The sequence below is a fragment of the Dyella marensis genome, assembly GCF_049532885.1.
GTDB classification, from domain to species: domain Bacteria; phylum Pseudomonadota; class Gammaproteobacteria; order Xanthomonadales; family Rhodanobacteraceae; genus Dyella_D; species Dyella_D marensis.
In genome coordinates this window covers 3,432,708-3,448,959 of the sequence record NZ_CP064029.1, presented here as the reverse complement: position 1 = coordinate 3,448,959, position 16,252 = coordinate 3,432,708, and the positions used below count along the sequence as shown (strand labels likewise).

13 protein-coding genes are annotated in these 16,252 nt (G+C 69.0%); 9 read left to right on the top strand and 4 right to left on the bottom strand.

From position 1 onward, the window contains the following. Nucleotides 1-79: 79 nt before the first annotated feature. Both ISN75_RS14840 and ISN75_RS14835 read left to right on the top strand, forming a co-directional pair. Nucleotides 80-847 carry a class I SAM-dependent methyltransferase gene (locus ISN75_RS14840; RefSeq protein WP_167254214.1) on the top strand — a complete coding sequence of 256 codons (768 nt, stop codon included), beginning with the start codon at nucleotides 80-82 and terminating at the stop codon, nucleotides 845-847. 4 nt (nucleotides 848-851) lie between these two features. Beyond that, the gene (locus ISN75_RS14835; protein WP_167254216.1) at nucleotides 852-1,061 is read left to right on the top strand and encodes an oxidoreductase-like domain-containing protein; all 210 of its coding nucleotides are present in this window, start codon (nucleotides 852-854) and stop codon (nucleotides 1,059-1,061) included. Here the strand turns inward: ISN75_RS14835 and ISN75_RS14830 are convergent. Then, nucleotides 1,055-2,104, bottom strand: coding sequence for an HDOD domain-containing protein (locus ISN75_RS14830; RefSeq protein WP_343818671.1), 1,050 nt, complete (start codon nucleotides 2,102-2,104; stop codon nucleotides 1,055-1,057). The two genes, ISN75_RS14835 and ISN75_RS14830, sit on opposite strands and share 7 nt — an antisense overlap. 188 nt (nucleotides 2,105-2,292) lie before the next feature. On the opposite strand from ISN75_RS14830, the gene ISN75_RS14825 reads away from it, so the two are divergent. Then, complete coding sequence (locus ISN75_RS14825; protein ID WP_167254220.1) at nucleotides 2,293-3,291, top strand: LLM class flavin-dependent oxidoreductase; 999 nt, start codon at nucleotides 2,293-2,295, stop codon at nucleotides 3,289-3,291. A 103-nt stretch (nucleotides 3,292-3,394) separates the two neighbouring features. Here ISN75_RS14825 and ISN75_RS14820 read toward each other — a convergent pair whose 3' ends face one another. Then, entirely contained in the window at nucleotides 3,395-4,228 is an 834-nt protein-coding gene (locus tag ISN75_RS14820) for a DUF72 domain-containing protein (protein WP_343818673.1), read from the bottom strand. Between the two features lie 154 nt (nucleotides 4,229-4,382). On the opposite strand from ISN75_RS14820, the gene ISN75_RS14815 reads away from it, so the two are divergent. The 4 genes from ISN75_RS14815 (at nucleotide 4,383) to ISN75_RS14800 (ending at nucleotide 9,630) form a co-directional block, all read left to right on the top strand. Next, nucleotides 4,383-5,366, top strand: a complete 984-nt coding sequence (locus ISN75_RS14815; RefSeq protein WP_343818675.1) for a hypothetical protein — start codon at nucleotides 4,383-4,385, stop codon at nucleotides 5,364-5,366. Nucleotides 5,367-5,462: 96 nt separating this feature from the next. Continuing rightward, a complete protein-coding gene (locus tag ISN75_RS14810; RefSeq protein WP_343818677.1) occupies nucleotides 5,463-7,103 on the top strand; it encodes a serine hydrolase in 1,641 nt (546 codons plus the stop codon). Between the two features lie 64 nt (nucleotides 7,104-7,167). Next, nucleotides 7,168-8,787 (top strand): alpha/beta hydrolase, encoded by a 1,620-nt coding sequence (locus ISN75_RS14805; RefSeq protein ID WP_343818679.1) that lies wholly within the window; start codon nucleotides 7,168-7,170, stop codon nucleotides 8,785-8,787. A gap of 324 nt (nucleotides 8,788-9,111) precedes the next feature. Further along, nucleotides 9,112-9,630, top strand: a complete 519-nt coding sequence (locus ISN75_RS14800) for a DUF3761 domain-containing protein (protein ID WP_168647047.1) — start codon at nucleotides 9,112-9,114, stop codon at nucleotides 9,628-9,630. Nucleotides 9,631-9,925: 295 nt separating this feature from the next. On the opposite strand, the gene ISN75_RS14795 is transcribed toward ISN75_RS14800, so the two are convergent. Then, nucleotides 9,926-11,845, bottom strand: a complete 1,920-nt coding sequence (locus ISN75_RS14795) for a CocE/NonD family hydrolase (protein ID WP_167254233.1) — start codon at nucleotides 11,843-11,845, stop codon at nucleotides 9,926-9,928. A gap of 220 nt (nucleotides 11,846-12,065) precedes the next feature. Here ISN75_RS14795 and ISN75_RS14790 point away from each other — a divergent pair, with 220 nt between their 5' ends. Then, nucleotides 12,066-12,941, top strand: a complete 876-nt coding sequence (locus tag ISN75_RS14790; protein WP_343818682.1) for an AraC family transcriptional regulator — start codon at nucleotides 12,066-12,068, stop codon at nucleotides 12,939-12,941. Between the two features lie 4 nt (nucleotides 12,942-12,945). Here the strand turns inward: ISN75_RS14790 and ISN75_RS14785 are convergent, their stop codons facing one another. Next, nucleotides 12,946-15,396, bottom strand: a complete 2,451-nt coding sequence (locus ISN75_RS14785) for a DUF3772 domain-containing protein (RefSeq protein ID WP_343818683.1) — start codon at nucleotides 15,394-15,396, stop codon at nucleotides 12,946-12,948. 94 nt (nucleotides 15,397-15,490) lie between these two features. Here ISN75_RS14785 and nfi point away from each other — a divergent pair, with 94 nt between their 5' ends. Then, the gene (gene nfi, locus ISN75_RS14780; RefSeq protein WP_343818685.1) at nucleotides 15,491-16,165 is read left to right on the top strand and encodes a deoxyribonuclease V; all 675 of its coding nucleotides are present in this window, start codon (nucleotides 15,491-15,493) and stop codon (nucleotides 16,163-16,165) included. Nucleotides 16,166-16,252 lie beyond the last annotated feature (87 nt).

Below are 16,252 nucleotides of genomic sequence, written 5' to 3'. Positions count from 1 at the left end.
CGGAGGTGCCGAAGGTCCTGGCTCCCGGCCCGCGGTTTAGGCGCACAATGCCGCTCCCAACCCACCGCGGAGTCCCGTCATGCGCACGACCGTTCTCGCAGCGTTGATCGTCCTTGCCCTGCCGCTGGCCGCCGCGGCACAGCCGCCGAAGCCCGCCGGCGCCATGCCCGCCAACGTCGCCGCCGCGGTCGCCGATCCGGCGCGCAAGGCGGACGCCGCCAACGACGCGCGCCGCAAGGGCGGCGAGCTGCTGGCCTTCGCCGAAGTGAAGCCCGGCCAAAGCGTGGTCGACCTGATTCCCGGCGGCGGTTACTTCACCCGCTTGTTCAGCGCCGCCGTCGGCGACGGCGGACATGTCTACGACGTGTGGCCCAACGAGTATGCGCAGGAAGCCGATTCCGACGTAAAGGCCTCCAACGCGCTCGCCGCGCAGCCGCACTACAAGAACGTCAGCGTGCTGCTGCAGCCGGGCAACCAGTTCAGCGTGCCCAAGCCGGTCGACATGGTGTTCACCTCGCAGAACTACCACGACTACCCGGACAAGTTCATGGGCAAGATCGATCCGGCCGTGCTCAACAAGCAGGTGTTCGATGCGCTCAAGCCCGGCGGCCTGTTCGTGATCGTCGACCACGTGGCCGAAGCCGGTTCCGGCATGCGCGACACCGATACCTTGCACCGCATCGATCCGGCCATCGTCAAGAAGCAGGTGGAAGCGGCGGGCTTCGTGTTCGACGGCGAAAGCAACGTGCTGCGCAATCCCGCCGATCCGCACGACATCAAGGTCTTCGACAAGGCCATACGCGGGCATACCGATCAGTTCGCGTACCGGTTCCGCAAGCCGGGTTGAGCGCTTGAGCGGCTCTGAAGAACAAGCGCCGGGAGGCTCCGCGCCTCCCGGCGATCCGCGGCCGGTAAGGCCCATCGAACCCGACGCGCTCGACTGCTGCGGCGAGGGCTGCGTGCCCTGCATCTACGATCTGTACGAAGCGGCGCTGGACCGCTACAAGGCGGCGCTGGCGGAATGGCTGGAACGCCATCCGGAAGCGCCCAAGGATCAGTAGCCTTTTTCGCGCGGCACGGAATCGAACTGGTGCTGCAGATCCTGCTGGCAGCGCGCGACCTGCGCCGGTGCGAAGCGCGCCGGCCAGGCTTCGCTGAGATCGGGCATGGCCTCGAGCGCGCGATGATCGCGCAGCAGCTGCGCCATCGACAGGTAATGCGCCACGTGCAACGTCTTGCCGAGCGGAGACAGCGTTTCCGGCGCCTGTTCCTGCGCATGTTCGGACAGCGCCTGGATCACCGCGCCCGGCAGTTCCCAGTGGCGCGCGGCGCGCAAGGTCAGGCTCGCGCCCAGCTGCGCGCAGCCTTCGAGGAAGGCGGGGCTCAGCGTCTCGGGCGCGGCAATCTCTTCCATGCTCAGCAGATGGATCACCGCACCGGTGCCGGTATTGCACACGATGCCGGCCAGGTAAGCCTCGAACGGATCGCAGCCGGCGAACTTGCCGAGAAACGCGCTGGCATGCGCGCAGCGTTCGGCGTGATCCCACAGCCGCTGTCCCGCCACCAGGCCGTGCACGCCAGCGCTGGCCTGCAGGATCGGTTTCATCATGTGCTGGGTCGCCACGCGGCGCAGCCCGTCCTGGCCCAGCAGCACCACCGCGTGCTGCAGGCTCTGGATCGAATGCAGGGTGCGGTAGTAGATGCTGCGGCTGACCCGCATCACTTCGCCGACCAGCATCGGATCGCGCCCGACCAGGCGCGCCAGCTCGGCGCCGGCCACGTCGTCGTTCTTCAATGCCAGCAGCAGCTGCGGCAGCACCGCGGGCAGGCGCGGCAGGCTGCGCACGTCGAAGCGCTCGGCCACGATCTGCAGGCGCCGCAGCAGGGCGGCCTCGTTCGGGTTGGCACCCTGGCGCGCGTCGGGCAGGCCGAGCATGAAGCGCTGGAAGCGTTCGGCCAGCGCAGCCAATTCCGGCGCGGGGGCGGGCGCAGGCGCTGCCAGCGGAGCGGCCGGCGCCCTGGCCGGGCGCTGGAACTGCGCGCGCGCCAGCGGCTGTACGGCGGGCAGGGGCGAGGGGGCGAAGAAGCGCCTTAGCCAGTACATCGTGTGGTTCTCCCCTGCTGCCGCGGACGCGGTCTCCCCGCCGGGTTATCGGCTGCCCGGATCGAAGCTGTAGAGCATGGGCCGCCCGCGTCGCCGGCTCTGCAGGCCGGTCGACATTTTCTGTACCGGGGAGGCTGGCAATGCCCCGGTCCGCCCCCAGATCGGGAGCTTCGCCGCGAGGACACTCCATGATTCCGTTTTCCGTACTCGATCTGGCGCCGGTCACCCAGGGCAGCACGCCGGCGCAGGCCTTCGCCAACAGCCTGGACCTGGCCCGCCTGGCCGAGCGCCTGGGCTACCGGCGCTACTGGCTGGCCGAGCACCACAACATGCCCGGCATCGCCAGCGCCGCCACTTCGGTGCTGATCGGCCATATCGCCGGCGGCACCTCGAGCATCCGCGTCGGCGCCGGCGGCATCATGCTGCCCAACCACGCGCCGCTGCAGGTGGCCGAGCAGTTCGGCACGCTGGCTTCGCTGTATCCCGGCCGCATCGACCTGGGCCTGGGCCGCGCGCCCGGCACCGACCAGCCGACGGCACGCGCGCTGCGCCGCTATTACGAGAGCGCCGATGCGTTCCCCGAAGACGTGCAGGAGCTGCTGAGGTATTTCCAGCCGGCGCAGGCCGGCCAGCCGGTGCGCGCGGTGCCCGGCGCGGGTATCGACGTGCCGGTGTGGATCCTCGGCTCCAGCCTGTTCGGCGCGCGCCTGGCCGCGGCGCTGGGCCTGCCGTATGCATTCGCTTCGCACTTCGCGCCGGATGCGATGGACGAGGCACTGGCGTTGTATCGCCGCGATTTCCGCCCGTCGGAACACCTGGCGCGGCCTCACGCGATGCTCGGCATCAACGTGATCGCGGCCGAAAGCGATGCGCAGGCGCGCAAGCTGTTCACCACCCAGCAGCAGAGCTTCATCAATCTGCGCCGCGGCATGCCGGGGCTGATTCCGCCACCGATCGACGACATCGAGAGCTACTGGACGCCGACCGAGAAGTTCGGCGTGGAGCGCGCGCTGGCCTGTTCGGTGGTGGGCGATGCGCGTTCGGTGCGGGAGGGCTTGCTCGCGTTTATCGGGCGTCACCAGCCGGATGAGCTGATGATCACGGCGAATGTGTTCGAGCATGCGCTGCGCCGCAGGTCGTACGAGATGGTGGCGGCGATCCGCGAAGAACTCACCGCCGCGGCCTAGGCGGATCAAGCCGGCGTAGGTTGGGGTGAGCCGCAGGCGAACCCCAACATCGCAACATCCAAACGCACCGCATTGTTGGGGTTTGCCTGCGGCTCACCCCAACCTACGCCGTGCGGTCGACGCGTTTCTGCAGCGCCATCGCCGCCGCCGGATTCAGATGCTTCGCCGCACTGATGAAATAAACGAACACATCGCGCGGCTCCGCCTTCGCCAGCGGCGCCGCGAAATGCGGCAGCTCTTCGCAATCCTCGCCACGCGCCCAGCGCTGCGCGCGATCGGCCCACTCGTCCAGCGCGGAGGCCGGATACCCCGTCGCCTCGCCATCCGCGCTGCGCATCAGCCGCGCATAGGCGAAATCGCCGGTCAGGTCGGCGATATTCGGATACTCCGGCGAGTCGGTGTACACGGTGGGAATACGCCGCTCGCGCGCCAGCGCCACATACGCATCGCTGAGAAAACTGCGATGCCGCACCTCCAGCACGTGGCGCAGCGGCTTGCCGTTCAATTGGCGCGGCAGCAGGTCGAGAAACGCGGCGATGTCGTCCGCATCGAACGCGCGCGACGGCGGCAACTGCCACAGGATCGGCCCCAGCCGGTCGCCCATTTCGGCCAGGCCGCCGTGCACGAAACTGTCGATGCCTTTGCCGGTGGCCGCCAGGCGCTTGCCCTCCGTGACATAGCGCGGCGCTTTCAAGGAAAACACGAAACCTTCCGGCGTCTCCGCCGCCCAGCGGCCGTAGGTCTCGGCCTTCTGCGCACCGTAGTAAGTGCCGTTGATCTCGATCGCGCGCAGGTGCCGGCTGGCGTATTCCAGCTCGCGCCGCTGCACCAGTCCTTCCGGGTAGAAATTCTTGCGCCAGGGTGCGTAGTTCCAGCCGCCGATGCCGGTGCGGATGCGTTCGGCGCGGGGCGTGGCGCTGCTGAAGAGATCGTCCATCGGGTCGGGTCGCTGGCTTGGCGGGGCGCGGTGGCGGGGCGGCGATGATGCCATGGCGGCGCGTGAACCCGCGGTCGTGACTTCAGGCACGCGCCGCGCGCCGGGGCGAAGCGTATCCAGGCGCATCGCCGTTACGGCATCGACGGATCCGTCCATGAAACCGTTCGCTTACGCCCTGCTGTCGCTGGGTCTTGCCGTGGCAGCGAACGCCGTGGCCGATACACGCGACACCGTGCCGGAAATCTTCGCGCCGGGCGTGGTGTCCGGCCCGGCCAACGAAGACTCCGCCACGTTCTCGCCGGACGGCCACACCGTGTTCTTCGACCGCATCAGCTGGCCGAACGCGGTGATCCTGGAATCGCACAAGATCGGCCACGCCTGGTCCGAGCCGCGCATCGCACCGTTCTCCGGACAATGGCTGGACCACGATCCGGCGATGGCGCCGGACGGCTCCTTCATCGTGTTCACCTCCAACCGTCCCGACACGCCCGGCGGCAAGGCGCTGGATGGCGTGATGGCGAACGGCAAGGTGCAGCATGCGGCGGGCGGGCATCTGTGGCGCGTCGAGCGCAAGGGCGACGGCTGGGGCGAGCCGGTGCGGCTGCCGGATGCGGTCAACAGCAGCACGCGCACCTATGCGCCGAGCGTTGCCGCCGATGGCAGCGTGTATTTCCAGCGTCCGGGCGACGACGACGAGTTCCGCCTGTACCGCACGCAGTACCGCAACGGCACCTACGAGGCGCCGGAGCTGGTGGTGCTGGGCGACGCGGCCGCGCACAAGCTCGATCCGGCGATCGCGCCCGATGAGTCTTTCATCGTGTTCGACGCCGATTACGCGGGGAAGGGCAAGGCCGACCGCCTGTACATCGCCTTCCGCGAAGGCAGCGGCTGGGGCGCGCCGGTCGACCTGGGCGATGCGGTCAACGTCGGCGACCCCTGGGGCGCGCACCTGGGGCCGGACGGCCGCACGCTCTACTTCAGCAGCCATCGCGCGGAGAAAGTGAGCTATCCGCGTTCGCATGAGCAGGCCGAGAAGGACCTGGCGCGCATGCAGGCCTGGGACAACGCCAGCGAAAACATCTGGTCGGTGTCGCTGGCGCCGTGGCTGGAAAGCCGCGGCAAGCCCGCGCACGACTGAGTTGGCAGGCGCCCCGCGGCGGCTGTGACTTTCCGCGCTGGCGCCGGCGCGGCTTTGCCGCGATAGTTGGCCGCTTTCGCCAAGCTGGAGCCGACGATGTCCCGACGAGTCCTGTCCCCGCGCCTGGCCTGCTGCGCCGCGCTGCTGGCCTTTGCCGCTTCCCCGGTCTGGGCGCAGCCGCCGCTGCCCGATAGCGCGCCGGCCGCCTCCGCCAGCGCGGCGCTGCCCGCGCAATTGCAGGACTTCACCGCCTACGTCGACAGCGCGCGCAAGCAGTTCGAGGTGCCGGGCATCGCGGTGGCCATCGTCAAGGACGGCAAGGTGGTGCTGGAGCAGGGCTTCGGCGAGAAAGAGGCCGGCAAGTCCGGCGCGGTGGATGCCCACACGCTGTTCGCCATCGCCTCCAACACCAAGGCCTTTACCGCCGCCTCGCTGCAGATCCTGGCCGAGCGCGGCAAGCTGAAGATGGACGACCGCGTGATCGACCATCTGCCGTGGTTCCAGATGTCCGACCCGTACGTCACGCGCGAGATGCGCATCCGCGACCTGCTCGCCCACCGCAGCGGCTTAGGCTTGGGCGCGGGCGACCTGCTGTACTGGCCGCCCACCAGATACAGCACCAGGGAAGTGGTGCAGCGCCTGCGCGAGGTGCCGCTGGCCACCAGCTTCCGCAGCGCCTACGCCTACGACAACATCCTGTTCGCGGTGGCCACGCTGGTGATCGAGGAAACCTCGGGCCAGAGCTACGCCGACTTCGTGCGCGACAACCTGTTCAAGCCGGTAGGCATGGACGAGTCGCTGGTCGACATGACCTATCTGAAGCCCGGCATGGACGTAGCCATGGGCCACGCCAAGTTCGATTTCAAGGACCTGAAGCCGGTGCCGCCGATGGCCTGGGTCAACAACCCCGGCGCCGGCGGCATCTATGCCAGCGTGCACGACCTGACCAAGTGGATGAACGTGCAGCTGGCCGGCGGCGCGCTGCCGGACGGCAAGCGCCTGTTCAAGGAAGAAAGCCAGAAGCAGATGTGGTCGATGCTCACGCCGATGCGCATCGGCGAACCGCCGGTGCCGGAACTGGCCGCGGTCAAGCCGAACTTCGCCGGCTACGGCGAGGGCTGGTTCCTGACCGACTACCGCGGGCAGCGCCTGGTGTGGCACACCGGCGGCTGGCCGGGCATGGTCTCGCGCCTGACCCTGGTGCCGGAGCTGAAGCTCGGCGTGGTGGTGCTGACCAACCAGGAATCCGGCGCCGCGTTCAACGCGGTCACCTATCGTGTGCTCGATGCGTACCTGGGCCGCGACAAGACCGATTGGGTCGCCGCGTATGCCGCCGCGGTGAAGAAGTCCGAAGACAAGGCCGACGACAGCTGGAAGCAGCACGAGGCCGCGCGCGACAGGAACGGCAAGCCCTCGCTGGCCGTCGCCAGGTATGCCGGCACCTATCGCGACCGCTGGTACGGCGACGTCGTGGTCGCGCAGGAGGGCGGCAAGCTGCGCCTGACCTTCAGCAAGACGCCACAGCTGGTGGGCACCATGACGCCGTGGCAGCACGACACCTTCGTGGTGCGCTGGGACGACCGCTCGCTCAATGCCGACGCCTTCGTCAGCTTCACCCTCGATGCCGACGGCGCGATCCGCGAGGCGCGCATGGAGCCGATCTCGCCGCTCACCGATTTCAGCTTCGACTTCCAGGACCTGCGCCTGGCGCCGGTGAAGAACGCCAAAGACGATTGAACCCCGGCGGCGGCGCAGGGGGCTGCGCCGCCGTCTTCCCCATCCGGTTTTCAGGGAGAACGCCATGCTGCTTCGCCGTCCCGTCGCCGCCGCGCTGCTGGGCCTTGCGCTCATCGGCAGCGCGCAGGCCCGCAACGATGCGCCGGTTGCGCATCACTATGTCCAGGTGCAGCTCGGCGGCGCGCAGACCGCGCCGGTCGGCGGGCGCCTGCTGCTGTTCGTCACCAGCGCCGCGGCGGCCAAGGCCGAGGCGAAGGACGGCAAGGTGGAGGAAGTCGACGTCAATCCGCTGCATCCGGACCAGACCCTGGTGGCCGCGCGCGAAGTGGCGCGGCTGGCGCCCGGCGACACGGTCAGCCTGGATGCCGACGACATCGCCTTTCCCGGCCCGCTGGCCAAGCTGCCGGCCGGCGACTACCTGGTGCAGGCGGTGCTCGATGCCAACCACAACTACAACTACAGCGGGCGCGGCGCGGGCGACGTGGTCAGCGAGGTGACGCCGGTGCATCTGCCGGCGGCGACGCTGCCCGTGCTGCAGTTGAGCAGGGCGCTGCCGGCGCGCGAAGCGTGGACCTTGCCGCCGTCCACCTCGAAAGACATGCGCGATGCGATGGCTGCTGCGCGCGAGCATGCGCGGCCGATCGATTTCGTCAGCCCCGCGCTGTCGGCGTTCTGGGGCCGGCCCATCCATATGCGCGGCTGGGTGCTGCTGCCGCCGGACTACGAGGCGAAGAAGGCCGAGCGTTATCCGGTGGTGTACTACACGCACGGCTTCGGCGGCGGCGGCGACCGCCTGTACGGCCCGATCGCCAACAGCTACGCGGCGACCGCCAAGGGCGAGATGCCGCCGATGATCTGGGTGTTCCTGGACGAGTCCAGCCCCACCGGTACGCACGAATTCGCCGATTCGGTGAACAACGGCCCCTGGGGCAAGGCGCTCACCGAGGAGCTGATCCCGTCGCTGGAAAAGCAGTACCGCATGGACGGCAAGGCGCAGGGCCGCTTCCTCAACGGGCATTCCTCCGGCGGCTGGGCCACGCTGTGGCTACAGACGCGTTATCCGAAGGTGTTCGGCGGCACCTGGTCGACCTCGCCCGATCCCAGCGACTTCCACGATTTCACCGGCGTGGACCTGTACCTGTCCGATGCCAATGCCTTCCGCAAGCCGGACGGTTCGGCCAACCCGCTGATCCGCGACAAGGGCAAGGTGCTCGCCACCTTCGAGCAGTACGCCAGGCTGGAGCGCGTGCTCGGCGAATACGGCGGCCAGCTCGCCTCGTTCGACTGGGTGTTCTCGCCGCGCGGCGCGGACGGGCGTCCGCAGCCGATGTTCGATCGCGATACCGGCGCGGTCGATCCGGCGGTGGCGGCGTACTGGATCGAGCATTACGACATCGCGCACCGCCTGCAGAAGGAATGGCCGGCGTTGAAGCCGGACCTGGACGGCAAGATCCACCTGATCGTGGGCACCGCCGATACGTTCTACCTGGACGGCGCGGCGCATCGCCTGAAGGCCGTGCTCGACGGACTGCATGCGAAGGCCGAGGTGCGCTTCATTCCGGACCGCACGCATTTCGATCTGTACGTGCAGGGCGACGACCGCTGGGCCTTGCTCAAGCAGATCACCTGGGAGATGTACGGCATCGCGCGTCCGGGTTCGACGTTGAAGCCGCCCGCGAAATAAGGTGTGCGGCGTAGGTTGGGGTGAGCCTTCGGCGAACCCCAACGATGCGATGCGTCTGGATCGGGCCATGTTGGGTTCGCCTCCGGCTCACCCCAACCTACGCCAGCCGGTTTGCGACGGGCGGATGAAAGCCCTGCGCAAGAGCTTGCGAAACAGCACGATGAATGATGAACGCGCCATGCCCCCACGCATGGCGCGTTGTTTTTTTTGATGCATAGTCGCGCCGCGTGCGCCGGTCGGCGCATGTGTTTCGCGGCGGCATGGGGGCAAGGGCGGCACCCGCGGCGAAGCAACGGAAGGTCAATCGCGCTGGAGGGAGTACAGATGAAATCGTTCGTTTCGATCGCAGTGATGGCGGCCTGCCTGTTGGCCGGTCCGGCCGTGTTCGCGCAGCAGGCGTCGGCGCCGGCCGGTTCCACCGGCCAGTGCAAGGACGGCAGCTACACCGATCACGCCACCAAGAAGGGGGCCTGCTCCGGCCACAAGGGCGTGAAGGAGTGGTACGCCGCGGCCGCCGCGGCTGCGGCTGCCGCACCGGCGGCTGCGCCTGCTGCCGCGGCTCCCGCCGCACCCGCGCCGACGCCGCAGGCGGCTCCCGCCGCAGCGTCGGCACCCGCCGCCGCGGCCGCGCCGAAGAAGCCGATGCCAATGCCGCCGTCGCCCAACTCGCAGCCGGCGCCGGGCGGTGGCCCGGGCATGGTGTGGGTGAATGCGAGCAGCAAGGTCTATCACTGTCCGAGCGACAAGTGGTACGGCAAGACCAAGCAGGGCTCGTACATGAGCGAAGCCGATGCGAAGGCCAAGGGCTATCACGGCGATCATGGCAAGGCTTGCACGCCGTAACCGCGTAGCGTCGCGGCGTTGAAAACAGAAAGGGCTGGCGTTTCCGCCAGCCCTTTTTTGTTTGGTACATGCCGCGCGCTATCCAGGCCGTCATCCCGGCGCAGGCCGGGATCCAGTGGCGACACCGCCCGGTGATGACGCGGCGCCACCAAGCCAGCATTGGGACGTAAGCACGACAGCGTGCAAGGTGGTCGTTACTGGATCCCGGCCTGCGCCGGGATGACGCACCAGGGCAGGCCGTTTCGTTTTTTGTGTTGCGCGACGTTGGGGTTCGCTGTGCTCACCCCAACCTGTGTCACTTCACGACTGGCAGGCTGATCGCGCTCAGCGTCCCCGGCGCGTGCCACACGCGCTGCGTCGCCTTGCGGTAATCGCCCGGCCTGGCGTCGAAGATGTTCGGCACGAAGGTCTGCGGATTGCGGTCGTACAGCGGGAACAGCGTGGACTGCACCTGCACCATGATGCGGTGGCCGGGCTGGAACACGTGGTTCACCGTCGGCAGGCCGAAGCTGTACAGCAGCGGCTGGTCCGCGGCGATCGCCTGCGGATGCTCGAAGCTGGTGCGGTAGCGGCCGCGGAAGATATCCAGCGAGATCGGCAGCTCGTAGCCGCCCATGTCGGGGTCGGAGGCCACCGTGTCCGGATACACGTCGATCAGCTTCACCGCCCAGTCGCTGTCGGTGCCGCTGGTCGACGCATACAGGTTCACCTGCGGCGCGCCGCCGACGTGCAGCGGCGCCGTCAGCGGTTCGCTGACGTAGGTGAGCACGTCCGGACGGCCGTCGACGAAACGCTGGTCGGTGACCAGCCAGCGCGTCCACGCATCGTGGTCGGCGAAGTGCACCGGGCGCGGCAGGTACGGCACCGGCTTGGCCGGATCGGAGACGTATTCGTCGTACTTCGACGCACTGCCGGCCGGCGCCTCGAACGAGAGCTTGCCATCGGCTTCCAGGTACAGCGCCTTCGGCTTGCTGGCGCAGCCGCTGTCGCAGCTGAGCGGCCAGGTCTTGAAGCGGTCCCAGCGGTTCTCGCCGGTGTTGTAGATCAGCACCGGCGGCGTGTTCGCCTTCGGCGCGCCGTCCACCAGGTACTGGTCGAAGAACGGCTTGAGCACGTCGCGGCGGAACTGCAGGGCGGTGTCGCCGTCCCACTTCAGCGGGCCCAGCGAGGTGCCGTCGTAATTCACCTGGCTATGGCGCCACGGGCCCATCACCAGGAAGTTCTTGTCGTTGCCCTTGTCCTTCGGTTCCGTCGCCTCGTAGCTGTGGATGGCGCCCCACATGTCTTCCTGGTCCCACAGGCCCTGCAGCCACATGGTCGGCACCTTCAGCGGCTGCTGCGCCATGATCTTGTCCAGCGCCTGGCCCTGCCAGAACGCGTCGTAGGCGGGGTGCTCGTCCAGCTTCTTCCAGAACGGCAGCTGCTCGAAGCCGTTGGCGCGCGCGTAGTCGCCGGCGGAGCCGGCTTCGAGGAAATTGCTGTAGTCGTCGTAGCCGTCGCGCGGCGCGGACGAGCCCTTGCCCTTCTGCGCGGTCTGGCCGCGGATATAGTCGAAGTTGGTCTGGCGGTAGGCGCCGTAGTGGAACCAGTCGTCGCCCATCCAGCCGTCGACCATCGGGCTTTCCGGTGCGGCCACCTTCAGCGCCGGATGCGGGTTGATCAGCGCCATCACCACGGTGAAGCCTTCGTACGACGAGCCGAGCATGCCGACCTTGCCGTTGGATTCGGGCAGGTTCTTCACCAGCCAGTCGATGGTGTCGTAGGCGTCGGTGGAGTGGTCGACTTCGCTGGAGTTGAGCGGGCCGCGCAGCGGGCGCGTCATCACGTAATCGCCTTCGGAGCCGTACTTGCCGCGCACGTCCTGGAAGACGCGGATATAGCCGCCGCGCACGAACACTTCGTCGCCCTGCGGCAGCTCGGCCAGCATGCTCGACGACTCCAGCCGCGCGGCGCGGCCGCTGGCGTTGTACGGCGTGCGGGTGAGCAGGATCGGCGCGTGCCTGGCGCCCTTGGGGATCACGATCACGGTGTGCAGCTTCACGCCGTCGCGCATCGGGATCATCACCTCGCGCTTGACGTAGTCGAAGCCCGTGGTGGGCGATTCGAACTTGGCCGGGATGTCCGGCGTGAGCGGCGCGGTCTGCGCCTGGGCAAGGCCGGCGCCGAGGACGGCGGCGAGCGCGGCGGCAAGAAGAAGCGGGCGGCTGATCGACATGAAACCTCCAGGCAGGGCCGCAAGGCGGTCCATCGCGGGCGGCGTGAAGGGGATGGGAGAATGAACGCCGACTTTACGGTCATCGCCGGATGGTGCCCACCATGACTTCTTGCCTATGGCTTGCGCTGCTTCCGGGACGGGTGCCGTATGCGCAGGATCGGAACCGCGGCGGCGGAGTAGTGCGCCGATCCTGGGCGGCGCCACCTCACGGAGAGCCAGCATGAAAGACCAGACCCGCCACCGCTACGTGCAAGGCATCGAGCGCGCGGTCGCGCTGCTGCAGCGCGCCGTCGACAGCGGCGCCGAGCTGCCCGACCCGGCCCAGCTGGCCGAAGCGGCGCATCTGTCGGCCTTCCATTTCCACCGCATCTACCGCGCGCTTACCGGCGAAACGCCCGGCGGCACGGTGCTGCGGCTGCGCCTTCTGCGCGCGCTGAAGCTGCTGGCCGATCCCGCGCAACCGGTGACCGATGCCGCGCTGGCGGTGGGCTATGAAACGCCGCAGGCGTTCGCGCGCGCGTTCCGCCAGGCCTATGGCGCCTCGCCCAGCGAACTGCGCGCGCAGCCGGAGCGCGTGGCGCAGGCGATCGAGCAATCCAGCCGCGCGCCGACGCCTGCGCACGAAGCGGCGGAGCTGCGCGTGGAAGTGGTTTCGATGGAGCCGTTCCGGGTGATCGCGGTGCGCCATCGCGGGCCGTTCGACGGCCTGGACAAGGTCTATCTGCGGCTGTTCGAGTGGGCGGCCACGCAGGGCCTGGTGGAGCACGTCAGCGGCGTCTACGGCGTGCTGCACGGCGATCATCGCGACGCGCCGCCGGAAGGCGTCGATTTCGACTGCGCGGTGGCGTTCGATCGCCCGGCGGAACCGGGCGCGGGCCTGATCGCCGAACAACTCGGCGGCGGCCAGTGGGCGCGCTATCGCCACGTCGGCAGCTTCGACCTGCTCGACGACGCCACCGACGCGCTGCTCGCGCACTGGCTGCCCGGCAGCGGCCGCGAGCTGCGCGACCTGCCGTTCTTCCATCACTACCTGGACGACCCCGAGCAGACACCGGAAGCGTTGCTGCGCACCGACATCTACCTGCCGGTGGCATAGGGCGTCAGCTGGCCGGCGGCGTGGCCGGCGGCGGCGCGCCGAACTGCGCGTCGACGCTGGTACGCGATTCCGATGGCGGACGGCGCAGCACCATGTCCTGCGGCGTCGACATCGGCAGCTGCGCGTTGGCCAGCCGCTCGAGCATCTCGAACAGCAGGTCGCTCTTCACCGCGGCGACTTCGCGCGGGCTGCCGACATAGGCCGTGCACACGAAGATCAGCGACTGTCCGTCGATGGTGTCCAGCTGCACGCTGGGCTTGGGCGTTTCCAAGGTGGAGGGGTGTTCGCCCATCGTGCCCAGCAGCACCTTGCGCGCCTTGCCGGCGTCGGTGCTCAGCGGCAGCGGCAGGCGGATCTGCACGCGGCCGAGCGCGCCGGCCTGGGTCACGTTGCGCACGTTCTGGGTGATCAGCTGCGAGTTCGGCACGATCACGGTGGAGCGGTCGCCCTGCTGGATTTCGGTAGCGCGCACGTTGATGCGCTTGATGTCGCCTTCCACGCCCGCGCCCGGCAGGCTGACCCAGTCGCCGACCTTCACCGGCCGCTCGGCCAGCAGGATCAGGCCCGAGATGAAGTTCTGCACGATCGCCTGCAGGCCGAAGCCGATGCCCACCGACAGCGCCGAGGCCACCCAGGTGATGCTCTGCAGGTCCACCTTCAGCGCGCCCAGCACCAGCACGAACACCAGCACGCCGCAGACGTAGCCGAGCAGGGTGACGATGGACATCTGCATGCCCGGGTCCAGCGCGGTCTTCGGCAGCAGCTGCTGCGACAGCCAGCGCTTGACCAGGCGGATCGCCGCCACGCCGGCCACCAGCACGCCGAGCGCGCTGAAGATATTGCCCGGCACGATCGACAAGGTGCCGATGGTGCGCCCGGCGAACAGCTGGCTGCCGCGTTCGAACAGTTCGTCGGGGCCGGCGTTGTAGGGCGACAGCAGCGAGGAGATCGCCAGCAGCAGCAGGAGCGCGCGGGTCACCCCGGACAGCACCACCGCGGCTTGCTCCATCCGCACGGGCGACACGCCGAAGGATTCGTGCATGCGCGAACCGGTGCGCGAATCCGGCGAGAGCAGGCTCTCGAACACGTCGTTGAGCAGATGCATCAGCAGGTACACGGTGCCGACGATCACGCCGCCGCGCAGCATCTGCCGCGCCTCGAAGAAGGCGAGGGCGATATAGCCGGTGAGCAGGCTCAGCGCCAGCGTTACCACGCCGGCGAACGCCACCGCCACCAGCAGGCCCACCCACAGCGGCCGCTTGCCGGGCGCGGTGCCGGCGGCGAGCAGGGCGCGCCGCGCGCGGCCCATGCGCAGCAGCGCCGCCGCGATCAGCCCCGCTACCAATAGCGAGAGCAAGCCGTTGACGGCCACCGTGGCCGACAGGGATGCGGAAACCTGCGCGGTGATGCGCTCGGCCAGCCCGATCAGCAAGGTGCACCAGGCCAGCAGCGGCGGGAACGGACGCAGGCGGCGCGCGAGATCGTCGCTCAGCGCCGGCATGCGCCACGACGGACGGCCGGAGCTGAGCAGCGCGCGGCCCAGGCCGGCGATATACGCGGCGATCCAGGCCAGCATCACCAGCGATGCGAACAGCCCGCCGATCTCCTCGCCCAGGGTGCCGTTCCAATCCAGCCCCAGGTACAGCAGATAGGCGGCGAAGCCGAAGGTGAGCGTGGTGCCCAGGGTGATGAACAGCGCCAGCGCGCTGCGGCGCAGATGGCCGGCCGGCATGCGGTCGCTGGTCAGGCGCAGCAGCGCCTGTTCCAGCAGGCGGCGGCCCACCGCGAACAGCGCGATGGCGGCCAGCGTGCAGATAAAGAACGGCGTGCGGTTGCCGGGCTGCCAGGCCTTGCTCATCGCCGTCCAGGTATCGCGGCCCAGTTCCGCCAGGCCGGCGCGGTCGTCCGGCGCATTGCGCGACAGCGAGGACCAGAACGCGAGGCTGAGCGGCGAGGAGGTGCGCTGGCTGAGCCGCGCTTCGAACAGCTGGCGGCGCAGCCCGACGATCTGCCCGGCAAGCTGGGCGCTTTCCAGGCTCACCGTCTTGGCCTGCTTCATCTGCGCATCGAGATCGGCCTTGTCCTTGCCCAGCTGCTTGCGCTGGTTGGCCACCTCCGGCGGTTCGCCGGGCTGGCCTTTTTCCGGCGCGGGCCCGAGCACGTCGAGCTTGGCTTTCAGCGCATCGGACTGCGGCGACAGCGAGGCGACCAGCTGATCGGCCTGCTGCTGCAGCGCCTGCGCGCGCGAGCGCAGGTCCTGCAGGGCGGCGTCGCCGAGCTTGTCGGTGTCGGCCAGCGTCTGGCGCAGCTGCTCGAGCTGGCCGTTGAGCTGGTCCACGGTGACCGGTGCGGCGGCGGCGGAGGACGGTGCATCGGGAGCGTCCTGGGCCAGGGCCAGGGAGCCGCCGCCGATGGCGAGGATGAGGATCAGCGCGATGCGAAGCAGGATGGACATGGCGGCATGATCCGGAGGCATGGGTGTACGGTCAATCAAGCCTGCGCCTTTTTTCTTGACGGGGTGTTCAGCGCCCCGGCGTCAGGCTTCCCCGATGGACTGGATGACGATGGCCGAGGCAGTGCCCGCATGGGATGGCGACGTGGCCAAGGCGCGCGCCTTGCAGAGTGCGCTGGCCGGGCGCGTCAGCCTGGTGGAGGATTTCGCCGAACCCGCGCGCATCGCCGGCGTGGATGTCGGTTTCGAGGAACAGGGCGCGATCACCCGCGCCGCCGCGGTGCTGCTCGATGCGCGCAGCCTGCAGCCGCTGGCGCATACGGTGGCGCGGCTGCCGACGCGCATGCCGTATATCCCCGGCCTGTTGTCGTTCCGCGAATTGCCCACGGTGCTGGAAGCGCTGGCGGGCTTGCCGGAGCAGCCCGGGCTGGTGTTCGTCGACGGGCAGGGCATCGCGCATCCGCGCGGGCTGGGCATTGCCGCGCACCTGGGCGTGATCACCGGGCTGCCGACGATCGGCGTGGCGAAGACGATCCTGGTCGGCGTGCACGAGCCGCTGGGCGAGCGGCGCGGCGACAGCGTGCCGCTGATGTATCGCGGGCGGACGATCGGCACGGTGTTGCGCAGCAAGGAGCGGGTACGGCCGCTGATCGTGTCGCCGGGGCATCGGGTGAGTATCGAGGGCGCGGCGCGGCGGGCGCTGGCGGCGTGCACGAAGTACCGGTTGCCGGAGCCGACGCGGTGGGCCGACAAGTTGGCTTCCCGCCGCTGAGCTCTTAACCCCCTCTCCCCTGCGGGGAGAGGGCTGGGGTGAGGGGGACCTACGGAGCGATGAAGCAAGAGCACAGAAGCGAGCGAC

Coding starts and splice junctions, on each gene's coding strand:
- ISN75_RS14840 (WP_167254214.1), top strand. CDS start 80: ATGCGCACGACCGTTCTCGCAGCGTTGATCGTCCTTGCCCTGCCGCTG.
- ISN75_RS14830 (WP_343818671.1), bottom strand. CDS start 2,104: ATGTACTGGCTAAGGCGCTTCTTCGCCCCCTCGCCCCTGCCCGCCGTA.
- ISN75_RS14825 (WP_167254220.1), top strand. CDS start 2,293: ATGATTCCGTTTTCCGTACTCGATCTGGCGCCGGTCACCCAGGGCAGC.
- ISN75_RS14820 (WP_343818673.1), bottom strand. CDS start 4,228: ATGGACGATCTCTTCAGCAGCGCCACGCCCCGCGCCGAACGCATCCGC.
- ISN75_RS14815 (WP_343818675.1), top strand. CDS start 4,383: ATGAAACCGTTCGCTTACGCCCTGCTGTCGCTGGGTCTTGCCGTGGCA.
- ISN75_RS14810 (WP_343818677.1), top strand. CDS start 5,463: ATGTCCCGACGAGTCCTGTCCCCGCGCCTGGCCTGCTGCGCCGCGCTG.
- ISN75_RS14805 (WP_343818679.1), top strand. CDS start 7,168: ATGCTGCTTCGCCGTCCCGTCGCCGCCGCGCTGCTGGGCCTTGCGCTC.
- ISN75_RS14800 (WP_168647047.1), top strand. CDS start 9,112: ATGAAATCGTTCGTTTCGATCGCAGTGATGGCGGCCTGCCTGTTGGCC.
- ISN75_RS14795 (WP_167254233.1), bottom strand. CDS start 11,845: ATGTCGATCAGCCGCCCGCTTCTTCTTGCCGCCGCGCTCGCCGCCGTC.
- ISN75_RS14790 (WP_343818682.1), top strand. CDS start 12,066: ATGAAAGACCAGACCCGCCACCGCTACGTGCAAGGCATCGAGCGCGCG.
- ISN75_RS14785 (WP_343818683.1), bottom strand. CDS start 15,396: ATGTCCATCCTGCTTCGCATCGCGCTGATCCTCATCCTCGCCATCGGC.
- nfi (WP_343818685.1), top strand. CDS start 15,491: ATGGACTGGATGACGATGGCCGAGGCAGTGCCCGCATGGGATGGCGAC.